The organism is Natronoflexus pectinivorans (assembly GCF_004345615.1).
Classification (GTDB): domain Bacteria; phylum Bacteroidota; class Bacteroidia; order Bacteroidales; family Marinilabiliaceae; genus Natronoflexus; species Natronoflexus pectinivorans.
In genome coordinates this window covers 139,590-152,332 of sequence record NZ_SLWK01000004.1, presented here as the reverse complement: position 1 = coordinate 152,332, position 12,743 = coordinate 139,590, and the positions used below count along the sequence as shown (strand labels likewise).

Genomic DNA, 12,743 nt, shown 5'->3' with positions numbered 1-12,743 from the left:
CTCCCTGTGTGAGAACTCTTTGACTTCGTCGATCTGACGATTCTCATGGCTCGTTTCATGTGTCAATATGTTGTTTTCTATATGCTCTCTTTACTTTGCTTGATCAACTCCCGAAGCCTTGGCACTTATTTGACGTATTAAAATTGTTTTAACTTATGATGTTGTCTTCCATAATAAACAAGAGGCTGTCTATATTTAGGAAATCAGATATTTGTATTTCATCAACAGAATTTATTGGTGATTGATAAAGCCTATAGATTCTTTGGTTTTATGATTTGTTTAGTTCAATTACTATAATTATATCCTTGTTAATAGGACAAGAACAACTTCCATTCTTACTGATTAATTGCTTATTTTTCCTCGAAAGTCACACCATCTTTAAATATACGATTATTTTCCATGGAATGATTAAAAAATGCCCCTGTTTCTTCGCTTCGATCAAGTTCTTTGTTTATGTCGCTTATGAAAAATGATTCATCGGTTCTTCTGAATTTGTATATGTCAGGGGTGAAAAAGATATGATTCTCACTATATTCTATGTGTCTGTTTGAAGTCAGGAATCCCCAATCGCCCGCTTTGGTAAAGCCGGTATCATCCCAGGAGGAGTTGATAGGTTTTCCAAGGTTTACAGGTGGCTGCCATGTAACCAATGCTCCCTCTGCATAGAAAATATCAAAACCTCCATACCCGGGAAGTCCATTGGAACTGAAATAGAGTCTGCGGTTGGTTACATCATAAAATGGGGTGACTTCATCCTGCGGCGTGTTTATGAACACGCCGGCGTTTTGCGCCTGTTGGTATTCTCCTGTATGTTTGTTGTAAACCGAGAACCAAATGTCCATACCTCCTGCTCCTCCTGACCTGTCTGAAATAAAATAGAGAACCTCCAAATTGGAGTCAAAAGTCGTGCCTACGGTAGGTTGAGTTGATGTGTATTCAGGATTGTTAACGCTGGATCCCAGTTTTTCGGGTTGGCTCCACTCGCCGTTATCGTATTTAGAAACAAATAAATGACAAATGGTTTTGCCATCAAATCTGGTTTGACAGCCGGAGATGTAAAACCGTTGTCTGTCGGGTGAAAATGCTCCCCGCCCCGTATCATAATTGTTTAAGTTAAAAAATGGCGCTGGTGGTTCAGGATTACTTGTCCATTGATCGTTCTCAAAATTAGCACTGTAGAACTGCATCACCGGTTCATATGGTTTATCCAGCTTTATTATCTCCGGTGTTTTTTTTCTTGCCGTTCCGTAAATAAACTCATTGTTGTTAATAATGATGACTCCGGTTTGTGGCTGTTTTGTGTTGATTGTTGATCCCAGTCTTTCAATTTTTGTATGTACCATTGTGTCGCGGTGAGCAATGGCCATGTTACATCCTTGAATGAGGTTTTCAACCCGCTCGCGGGTGATGTGGTTCCCGGGAATTCGTCTGGCACGCATTCTTAAAAGCTCAAAATGCTCCAAAGCATCCTCATACTCCTGAAACATTTTTAGCAGATACGCATAATTAAACCGAGCTTCGAGTTGGCTTCGCGGGTCTGATTCATAAATTTTTTTGAAAATATCTTTTGCGCTTCGGTACTGTCTTGTTTCCATATAGATATTTCCCAATTGCATGCCAACATGAGTGTTGGAAGCATCTCTTCTGTAAAGTTCTTCAAGAAAAATTGCAGCCTGATGATGATCATTCATTCTGAGTGCACTGCGCGCCATTCCGCGAAGTTGCCAATTGGGTTTGTCTCTCAAATCAGCAGTGGGTGTTTCAGCATAAGAGGCTTTGCTGCAAAATAATATGAGTATGTAAATGATTAAAATCTTTCCCATGGTATCATCTTATTACTGAGTTGGGTTGAAGGAAGTTTAAATGCTATCCCAAATTCTAATCCTGTGCTGTTCAGCCTTGCTGTGTTTTGTCTGGATATGCTGGTGTCGTATGAGAGCATAAATGTCCAGAATTGCCAAGAGATTCCACCACTGAAAATAATTGAACGGGCATTACCCATCGACGCATTGCGGAGATGAATCCCCGCAATGATGCTGTTGTTCTGGTTCATCCACTCATCAAGATTATAACCAAAATGAGCACCGGTTAATGATATTTGATTCTTTCCCGTTTTTAAATAGACAATGGTTGGAATCACAAAATAATCGGCCGAAAGGTTTATGTCAGCTTTTGAATGCCAGACGTGTTTAACCGGTAACTGAAAGGTTTCACCATAGAATGACTCCTGTGGACGGTTAATTTGTTGTAATGAGTAACCAATATTAAATATGCCTAATTCAGTATTTCTATGGTATAACATTCCGATTCCTGCATCGGGATAAGTGGTTGATTCGTTCTCCAGATGGGCAGAAGTGGGGAGAGATGGATCAAAACCTCCTGTGTCCCTTGAGTATTGATCGGGAAATGTGGTGTTTGACCAATCCACCTGTTTATGCACCCATGCAAGTTGAATGCCAGCGTATAATACTGAATTGATGTTTAAGTGAATGCCGTTGCTGATAGAGAGGTTGATACGGTCGGCAGGAAAAGTAAATCCTGATGAGTTGTCACGGCTGTAATATATTCCGGTTTCTATTTTTTCTGAATTGATGTATACCGGATATTCGAAACTAAAATAGGATGTGTTGTAATCTGAAGACATTTCATGTCCCTGGTGACGATACATGGCGACAGCGCGCCAGTCGCCATCAAACCTGCCTGTGTTGGCAGGGTTTAATGTTAAATGAGACGAAAAGGCCTGATTAAAATGTATGGATTGAGAAAAAATAATGCTATATAACGGCTGTAAAGCCGTTAATATAAAAATGAGCACTATTTTATTTGTTGTCCTTGTCATTATTCCTATTTAATTAAGACTCGAAGCATATTAAGGCAACCCGTCATTGTAGATTTTCGTAATGAATTTAACGAGTATGTTTATTTTTAAATATATTTTACTCAAATTAGTAATTTAATTTATATTGCGCAATTGTGATGACGTAGTTTTCAAATACCTGATGTTTTAATAAATATAAGGTGGAAAAGTTATAACTTAAACCATCTAGTAGATAGTATTTTTTATGCTTTACGGTTGATATGGGGCAGATGTTCCAATAAATACCGATATTTCCTTGCTGTAATGATTGAATTGAAAAGATATATAAGTATTTTGACAATGTTGATTATTTGCTGGAGTTTTTCTTCTGCTCAAATAACTGCTGCATTTTCTGTCGATATAAACGAAGGGTGTTCTCCGTTAAGCGTTCAGTTTACAAACTTATCAGAACCATTGGAAAACTCCACATTCGAATGGGATTTTGGCAATGGCAGTTTTTCCACAGCCGCACATCCAATAGCCAATTATACCAATGTAGGACAGTATACAGTTACGCTCGTAGTAATACATGAGGGAGAAACTGAAACACTCATAATGGAGAATTTCATCACAGTTCATCCTGAGCCTGATGTCTCTTTTGAAATAGTGGGTGAGACAATTGGGTGTGTGCCATTTGAGGTTGAATTTATTAACCAGAGTGTAAACCCTTCGGAAGTTAGTTTTACCTGGAGTTTTGGTGACGGGAATCTATCTTACGACGAGAATCCTGTTAATACTTATTTGCCATCCGGAGTTTTTGATGTAACGTTGCTGGCTGTTAATGAACATGGATGTTCAAACTCATACGTGATTGAGGAAGCTGTGGAGGTGGTGCAACCAAAAGCTGCCTTTGGAATTGATAAAGTTCAATCTTGTGAAGGGGAGTTGTTGGTTCATTTGAATAACCTGAGCAATGCAAGGGAGGGATTTACATCCTTTTGGGATTTTGGAGATGGAAATCAGTCTGAAGAGTTATCTCCCGATCATCTTTTTCAGAACTCAGGGGAGTATTCCATTAAACTGGTGATTACTGATGATATTGGTTGTAAAGATTCCGTAACACGTCAAAACCTTGTAAACATTGTTAAAACAGAAGCACTTTTTTCTGTAGTATCTCAAGTGGCATGTATAGGCGAAAACATCAGGTTTACTAACAACAGCAACCATGCAAATAACTTCCTTTGGCGTTTTGGTGATGGCACGACCAGTCGATCCCGAAACCCTTTAAAATCCTTCTCTGAACCTGGCGATTATGAGGTCTGGCTAATCGCTGACAATGGAACTTGTATCGACAGCACAATGTTGGTTATTAATATAGAAGAAGTGATAGCTCACTTTTCCGTTCCCGATAATTTTGTTTGTCAACTGCCTGCCGCAATAAATTATCAAAATTTATCAACCAATGCCGAAAGGTTTCAATGGAAATTTGGGAATGGGCAAATCTCCTCGCAAGAAAATCCTTCAGTTGAATACACCACGGCCATGATGAGTGGTAATTTATTGAGGAATTTTTCCGATACCTTGATCGTGACTAGTCCTGCCGGCTGTCAGGATGTTTATGTCAAGCAAAATTCAGTAATGGTTCACCTTCCTAATGTTCGGATGAGTCCCGGTCGTGGCGGAAACAGCGGAGCTCTTAACGGATGTGCTCCTATGAATTTGTTGTTTCAGGATCGTACCAGTTATGTAACCACGCAAGATGAAGTTGTATCCTGGAGATGGAGTGTTGGCGATTTGCCTGATCAGATAGGGGAATCAATTGATGTTTTGATTGAATCTGGTGAGCGAACTCCGGTTACGCTTACTGTAACTACTCACAGAGGCTGTGTGCACTCTGCTACCGAGCATATCAATGCCGGTGTAGAAGTTGATGTGCAATTTTCACGCGTTGGCGGTTATAGCAGATGTGCCAGTGAAATGATCATGTTCGAAATCACTTCTCCTCCAGCTTCAATGCGTACGCGTGAAGTTTGGGATTTTGGTGATGGTTCAGAACAATTCTTCCCCATTCCAGCACATAACTATACTGATATTGGCCAGATGGATGTCTCTTTAACTGTATTTAATAACGGGTGCCCATCTACCCGTATTCTTAACAACCACTTAAATATTCTTGGTCCTTATGCCGAATTTTCTGTCATTACCAATTGTGAAAATCCTTATAGATACCAATTTGAATCTGAAATAAAGGATGCTACCAGCTATTACTGGGATTTTGGGGATGGTTCACCTTTTGTAAGCAATGTGCCGAATCCTGTACACAACTATTCACAATCCGGCAATTATGTTGTCAGGCTGGTAACCGAAAACTCGGTTACAGGATGTGAATTTATTGCTACACGAGAAGTTTATCCAAGGAAAATCCGCAGTGATTTTGAATTGGTCAGTGGGCTTCCTTGCCGCACAACGGCTCTCACTTTTGATGGTTCTACGTCTGAGGATTTGTCTCCATTCTTGCATAACAATCAGACCATAAGATATCTTTGGAAAGTAGAAGAGGAAGGAGTATCCATAGGAAGTATGTCACCCGACTTTGTACATGAGTTCAAAAACACTGGAGAAAACAACCTTCTTTTAATTGTAAGAGATGCTAATGGTTGTATTGATACCATGCGCCATGCAATCCGAATATATGAACCTCAACCCGATTTTGTAGCAAGTCATGAAACCGGTTGTATGCCGGTAGTTTTTGGTTTTGTCGATCAAACAGAATCAGAGTCCCCAATTGCCAGTTGGCTATGGTCTTTTGGCGATGGAAAAAGTTCAGCAGATCAGAATCCTTATCACGAGTACAATGAATTTGGATCATATTCTGTAACACTCGAAGTTACAGATGAAATTGGTTGCATAAACTCTATAAATAAAAATCAGGCCGTGCAGGCGATATTTCCCGAGGCTCTCTTTGAAGCCGATGGGAATTTAGGATGTGTTGGAGATACTGTACGACTTTTTGACGTCTCTCCAGGTAATATCGTTTCATATAATTGGGAAATCGGAGATGGACGCGTTTCATCCGAGGCCAAACCTGATTTTGTCTTTATTGAGCCGGGTTATTATTCTGTCAATTTAGAGGTTATTGATGAGCATGGTTGCGAGGCATCGCTTTTTGCTGAGCATTTTATACATATCCAATCGCCACCTGTGGCAGCGTTTGAAGCAGACGTGCTTTCCTCCAATTGTTACCCTCTGGTTGTTCAGTTTCACGATTTGTCCGAAACTGAATATCCGGGAACATGGGAATGGCAGTTTGGTGTTGGAGGAAGTCGCTCTTTTTTGCAAAACCCTTATTACATATATAACAGACCAGGAAAATTTGATGTAAGTCTGATCGCCCGCACAACATATGGTTGTGCTGATACTATAATACTATATGAATATATCGATGTGGGAGGCCCTTATGCCGAAATATCAGTTGCCGATACAGTTTGTCTAAGTACCGAAGTGTTCTTTTCGGCTGTTGAAATAAATGATGTTTATGACATCAGATGGGATTTTGGTGATGGGTATTCAGCTAACGGAGAGGCAGTTTCTCATTCCTATACACAACCCGGGAATTTGTATCCAATAATGATTATTCGCTCCGATGCAGAAAACACATGTAATATTGCTGTAAGGGATACCATCCATGTAATGGATGTGAGAGCGCAATTTTCTATTTTGGAAAACACCCAAACAGGATGTGTACCATGGCAAGTCATGCTTAGTAATCAATCGCACAATTCACACTGGTGGCAATGGAATTTTGGAAATGATTCTGTTTCGGTTGAAGAAAATCCTATAGCCATTTATCCTGAAGCCGGTTCATATCAGATCAAGCTTATTTCTGGTCATGATTTTGGTTGCACAGACACATTAATTATTGAAGATATTGAGATATATCCACTACCTGTGGTAGAAACAAATCCCGATGTTATCATTTGTGAAGGAGATGTAACAACTTTGTTTGCTTCTGGAGGTGTAGCCTACCAATGGACGCCCTCAGAAAGGCTGATTAATCCAGATCAAGCTGTAACTGAGGCCAGTCCATCTGTAACTACCTGGTATCGGGTTGATGTAATTGATGAAAATGGTTGCGAGAATTTTGGAACTACAGAAATTGTTGTTCAACACCCACCCGTGGTATCAATTCTTGATACCACCTTAATTGTTGGCGAGACGATTCAATTTGATCTGTTTCAAAATGAAATATTGCGATATGAATGGAGTCCAGCCACGAACATCTCATGCGCTGATTGTCCTGATCCGATTTTCAAAGCTCTTGAAAGTATCAATTACCATCTTGCAGTTACCGATACCAGTGAGTGCTTTACTGTCACTTTCCCATTTAATTTAACGGTGCAGCATCTTTATTCAGTAGATTTACCTGGTGCATTTATTCCCGGAATGGAGGGGGAGAATTCAAAAGTTTTTGTAAAAGGCTGGGGAATTAAGGAGTTGGTTTCTTTGAAAATATTTAATCGTTTTGGTCAGTTAGTTTTCGAATCAAACGATATGGAGAGAGGCTGGGATGGAGAGTTTAAAGGGCAACCGTTACCTTCTGAAACATATTCATATTCTGTTCAGGTTCTTACATACGAGAATACTGTTCTCAATAAAACCGGTACCATTAAACTAATTAGGTAACATTTGGTTACTCCACAATTGAACAACTGAATTGGGCTATTGATGTTTTGCCGTGTACATCAATAAGTTCGATTATTCTGTCTCGTGAAAGTTTTCTGAATAATCCTTTATACTCCTCAACAAAGAGTGTGGCTTCGAGAGTGAGGTATTCCAGTATTTTGTTTTCAAGGTTGTAGCTTCCTGTGACATAAATCTCCTTCTCTATTTCTCGTCCTACAATTCTTTTTTTGTCCTTATCAGAGTAATCATGGTCAATTAGTTCATTCATGGCTTTATTAAAGTCCACAGAGTTGAATAGTACAAAAGAGAGAGCCATTCGTCGACGAGTCGGCAAATCATAAAGGTATTTTTGTGTTTTGCGGTGGAGCTGTTCCGTCAGATTTGCATTGATTTTGTTCTGATCAATTAATTGATCAGACATATTTAAAACTAAATCATTCACTTTTGAAGGATGCGGATCTTCACCATAAATCAACCATTGCAAATAGTTGCTTTTAACAATGAGCCCATATTCAATCAGCGCATGATTAATATCTGCTGAGATAAAAATGCCATGTTCTCTGCTCAGTAGATTCTTACTTGATGTTAACCTGAATTGATTCATATTGCCTGCAATAAGGTTGCCTATGTTGTCACCTATTATGGTGAATTATTCTGATTTTTTTCTATGCCTTTTGAAAAACAGTGCTTTTGTCGATTTTGTAAGGGGTTGAAAATAAAAGGTTTGATATGCGTTGTCTCCGTTGTGTTTTTTGGAATTAAACTTATTATTTTTTACTTAGTTTTTACATTTTTGTTAAGGTTGTTCACGTAATAAATGTGACTGTTGGTCAAAAAAAGAATCTTTTTTATAATCTGCTGACCACTTCTTATTATGAATTTGATTGTTGCATTATGGCTTGCGAGTTAGGATGGGGTTTAATATGCAGAAAATTAATAATATAAGATTTTGGTGTTAGATGCTTTTTTCTTTTCAGAACTGAGCAAAATTTCTCATTTTATTATATTTTGTTAATTTCGTTTTTTATAAAGTTAATGTAACATTTTCAGGTTTTTTTAGGTTTAAAAGATATAAGGTGTTGCATATTAATATATTATTCAACCAAACTAGTAAGAATGAAACGATTCCTGCTCATATTGAGCTTGTTGATGTTAATTTGTGCTTTTGGTTTTAGCCAAAGCAATCCTTCTATCAATATTGATCATTTGACAGCTGAGTCAGAAGGATTAAACACAAAAGAATTGCGTGATCTGTTGAAAGATGGTGATTCATACTATCGAAAGGGAATTTACGATCGTGCTTATCGCGCCTACAAAAGGCTTTATGATGTAAATAGCAATTTGCCTGAGTTGAACTATAAATTGGGTATAAGTGCATTACGTGGTAACAGGCAGCCCGAATCTTTAAATTATTTCCTGAAAAGCAGTACTGATGTGGCAAAAGATTATTTTTATTTTCTTGGGAAAGCATATCAGGCCAATTTGAAATATTCAGAAGCACGTGATGCGTATGTTGAGTATTACAATTCTCTTGGCAAATGGCGGCAGCGAAAATTTCAACAGGAGTTTGATCAACTCATCAGTGAATGCACATTTGGTTACCGAGCTGCGAATGATTCCCTCCCTTTTTTCATAATTAATATGGGACCGACTATCAATACGTATTATGATGAGTATGCTGCTGTAGAGTATGCTGATCATAATAAGATGTTTTTTACAACGCGTAGTCCCGATAGGTTGCCAACCAAACCGGTGCATCGATCAACGTATTCTGAACGTGTAATGGAGGCTGGGTATGAAAATGGTGAGTTTTCAGAAGCCAATGAGGTTTCACGCCTTTTTTCAAGAGGGCACGCTAGTGTTGCCGGAATAAACCAAAATGATGATTTACTATATGTATATAATGGAAGACGTCGCTTTGGCCATGTGCAGGCTGCACGAATCAGAAATGGAGAAGTACGAAGAAGCAGCAGGATTAAAGGTGGTACTGACCGTAAAGCATTTAAAAAAACTTCAGTTTCAGTAACCAACAACGGAGAAGTCTTTTTCGTCTCTGATCGTCCGGGTGGAGAAGGTGGGAAGGATATCTGGGTCGCTCAGATTAAAAGTTCAAACAGATTTTCCAGACCGAAAAATTTGGGATCTACCATTAACACTCCATTAGACGAGGAAGCTGTGTATGTTACTCCGGATGGACGTACTCTCTATTTTGCATCAAATGGTCACCCCGGCTTTGGCGGTTTTGATGTTTATAAAAGTAAAAGAGCATCTGATGGAACCTGGGGAGAACCGGTTAACCTGGGATATCCCATAAATTCCCCCGGCGATGATATGTTCTATTTTCCTACATCCGACCCTTTGGTTGCTTTTATAGCTTCCGATCGCCCCGGAGGTTTTGGAGGTATGGACTTATATAAAGTTGTAAAAGACACGCGTGTACCCTTCACTTTTTGGGGAGAAGTTACTGATGTAGCCAGTGGTGAGATATTGCCTGCCAGAACAACGCTTATTGATTTGGATTCCAATCAGGCCGTAGCTGTTGCAATTTCCGATTCTTTATCAGGTGAATATTATTTTGAACTGGAAGATGTTGGAAATTTTGCATTACAGGTGGATGTTCCCGGTTACAGAACGGAAGTTGATACGCTTGAAATGCCGGCTGAACGCCATGCTAGTTTGCGAAAGGACTATCAATTGGAGAAACTTTTACATCCTTACACATTGTGGGGAAATATTACAGACCGAGCCAATCAGCGACCTTTACAGGCAGAAATTATTTTCCGATCAACAGAGACAGATTCTATACTTTACAGAGTTTATTCCGATGCCAATTCCGGTTTCTACTCGGTTACGTTTGAAGATAAAATGAATATGAGTATGAATGTTTCTGCTCAGGACTATTTTAGCCGGAATATTCCTTTGCAAGCGAATGAAATGACCGGTGAACAAGGTGAACGTTCATTTGAGCTGGTTAGAAGCCGTACCATCTATACTGTTACCGGTTTGGTTCGTGATGAACAATCGCGAAATCCTGTTGCGGCACGTTTCCGGATTTCCAGACCAGGTATTGGAGAGCGTGTGATATCTAGCAGAGCAGACAGTGTAACGGGGCGTTATGAAATTCAACTGGATGATGTTGGTCCGTTCCTTATGGAAATTAATGCAGATGGATATTTTTATATCAATACATCATTGCAGTTTCACCCTGATAGCACATTAATGGTACGTAATATTGAAATGCAAAATATGACTACCGGAGCCAGAGTGATTATTGAGAATATTCTGTTTACAACAGGGCAGGCAACTCTTCGTTCAGAATCTTATTCTGAACTCAACAAGTTGGTTCGATTGCTTCAGGAAAACCCATCTGTACGAATAGAGGTTGCAGGACATACCGATAATGTTGGTTCTGCAGCTCTTAATCGGAGACTTTCGCGGGACAGAGCTTTGGCTGTTAAAAACTACCTTGAATCTCAAGGGATAGCTCCCGGAAGGATAGAATATCAGGGATATGGGTTTGATCGTCCAATTGAGTCAAATTTAACCGAAGAAGGACGTGCAGCCAACAGAAGGGTTGAGATTGAAATTATTGAATAAAAAATGGTAACTATGATTAAATATAGAATAAAATGGATGGCTCTGTGCTGTATGTTAGCACTTCTACAATACGGTTGTAAGCAAGATGACATTTATGTAAATCTCGACAACTCTGAGGATAACCGTGAAGTCGGGCTTGCAGGCCCTTTTGCGAAAATAGGATTCAATCTGGCCGATTTTCTCGATGATATTGATGAGGATATTCTGCACATTGGTGAAGATGGCCTAATTTCATTAAGATATCGTGAAGAGGTCTACATAGATTGGAAAGAACTTGTAAAACTCAATGATGTAGATGCAACCTGGGACTATTTCTCTCTTCGCTCCACTTCATTAAAATCAGACAATTCTATTGAGTTTTCACAAAAAGTTCAGATGAATCACCGGGGAGATGTACGATACGACAGTTTGACTTTAAACCAGGGTTTGTTGGATTTGCATTTAGTTATACCTACAGGTGAGGCTGGTCAGATTGAGATATCGATTCCTGAAGTTCAGAATGGAAATGGTGATGGATTAACATTTTCACATATAGTAACGCCTGAAAGTAATCACTTTTCTGTTTCTGATTATTCACTAGCCAATCATGAAATCCATTTTAACCAGGATCCGGATATGGTTCCCGGAGAGGAGTTTAGCTACATCAATGTTATTACATCTTTTACTCCAGACAATCCTGACGCAGAAATCGAAAACATCGACTTGACTTTTAGTCTGACTGGGATGCAACCTGAGATTACCTTTGGTTATTTTGGAGTTCAGGAATCGGAGGAGTTGAACGCATCGCTCACTTTTGATGCTTTTGAGGAGCTTGATTTGGTAGATGAGATCGAATTTGGAGATTTTATTCTTAATGTAGAAGTGGAAAACTCCATTGGAGTGCCTTTTTATGTAAGAGCTAACAATGTACGTTTTTATAAGGAGGATCAGACTGATCCTGATCAATATGATTGGTTGCTGGATTTATTCAATGGTGACGAATTAACTATGCAGGTTAACGCTGCGGTTTATGGACCACCGGTTCAACCCAGAATTAGTGCTCTTAGTCCTTATATAAATAAAGCCAATTCAAATATCATAGAGATTGGCAATGGATATCCTGTAAAGATGTTGTGCGATTTGTTTGCGACATCAAATCCGGATGACGATGGCAAACAAAATTTTATGGGAATTATTGATCAACTGCGCGCCGATCTGATTATTGAAATTCCAATGTGGTTTCGTACTGAGAAATACGCACGAAAAGATACCATAGAATTTGATTTCCTTGATATCATTGGTGATGACGAAGAGGAGGTTAGGCGAATGAAAGAGGTTAATCTATATTTTGATTTCACCAGTTGGCTGCCTTTAAATGCCAGTGTTGAAGCGTGGGTGGTAGATATTGATGGGAATCGGATCTCTACATTGATTTCCCCAAGTACAGTAATACCGGCAGCTATGGTAAATGAGGAGTTGCGGGTTCTGGATTCGGTAAAGGAAAGCTTCAAGATTTCTGTTAACAGAGATCAGATCAATAAATTTATTGATGATAAAGCGATGGAGATCATATTGGAGACAACTCTCGCAACACCTGAAAATGGCACTGTATTTATAAAGCTTTTTGAAGATGCGCGTTTAGAAACTGTTTTTAATTTTGATTTGGAAGGTCAAATTCCATGATCAA

Annotated in this window: 6 protein-coding genes; 3 read left to right on the top strand and 3 right to left on the bottom strand. The window is 39.2% G+C overall.

The annotated features are described in order from the left end of the window. Positions 1-350: 350 nt before the first annotated feature. Together EV194_RS07405 and EV194_RS07400 are read right to left on the bottom strand one after the other, a co-directional pair. Positions 351-1,823, bottom strand: coding sequence for a tetratricopeptide repeat protein (locus EV194_RS07405; RefSeq protein ID WP_132433403.1), 1,473 nt, complete (start codon positions 1,821-1,823; stop codon positions 351-353). Next, a complete protein-coding gene (locus EV194_RS07400) occupies positions 1,808-2,839 on the bottom strand; it encodes a PorP/SprF family type IX secretion system membrane protein (protein WP_132433402.1) in 1,032 nt (343 codons plus the stop codon). The genes EV194_RS07405 and EV194_RS07400 overlap by 16 nt, the downstream gene beginning before the upstream one ends. 318 nt (positions 2,840-3,157) lie before the next feature. Between EV194_RS07400 and EV194_RS07395 the strand changes: the two genes are divergently transcribed. Next, positions 3,158-7,480, top strand: coding sequence for a PKD domain-containing protein (locus EV194_RS07395; RefSeq protein WP_165921822.1), 4,323 nt, complete (start codon positions 3,158-3,160; stop codon positions 7,478-7,480). 7 nt (positions 7,481-7,487) lie between these two features. Here EV194_RS07395 and EV194_RS07390 read toward each other — a convergent pair whose 3' ends face one another. After that, positions 7,488-8,084 (bottom strand): hypothetical protein, encoded by a 597-nt coding sequence (locus tag EV194_RS07390; RefSeq protein ID WP_132433400.1) that lies wholly within the window; start codon positions 8,082-8,084, stop codon positions 7,488-7,490. A gap of 512 nt (positions 8,085-8,596) precedes the next feature. Between EV194_RS07390 and EV194_RS07385 the strand changes: the two genes are divergently transcribed. Beyond that, positions 8,597-11,077, top strand: a complete 2,481-nt coding sequence (locus EV194_RS07385; protein ID WP_132433399.1) for an OmpA family protein — start codon at positions 8,597-8,599, stop codon at positions 11,075-11,077. Positions 11,078-11,089: 12 nt separating this feature from the next. Beyond that, positions 11,090-12,739: a hypothetical protein gene (locus EV194_RS07380; RefSeq protein WP_132433398.1), complete on the top strand. Its 1,650-nt coding sequence runs from the start codon at positions 11,090-11,092 to the stop codon at positions 12,737-12,739. The last annotated feature ends 4 nt before the right edge of the window (positions 12,740-12,743 follow it).

Coding starts and splice junctions, on each gene's coding strand:
- EV194_RS07405 (WP_132433403.1), bottom strand. CDS start 1,823: ATGGGAAAGATTTTAATCATTTACATACTCATATTATTTTGCAGCAAA.
- EV194_RS07380 (WP_132433398.1), top strand. CDS start 11,090: ATGATTAAATATAGAATAAAATGGATGGCTCTGTGCTGTATGTTAGCA.
- EV194_RS07390 (WP_132433400.1), bottom strand. CDS start 8,084: ATGAATCAATTCAGGTTAACATCAAGTAAGAATCTACTGAGCAGAGAA.
- EV194_RS07400 (WP_132433402.1), bottom strand. CDS start 2,839: ATGACAAGGACAACAAATAAAATAGTGCTCATTTTTATATTAACGGCT.
- EV194_RS07385 (WP_132433399.1), top strand. CDS start 8,597: ATGAAACGATTCCTGCTCATATTGAGCTTGTTGATGTTAATTTGTGCT.
- EV194_RS07395 (WP_165921822.1), top strand. CDS start 3,158: ATGTTGATTATTTGCTGGAGTTTTTCTTCTGCTCAAATAACTGCTGCA.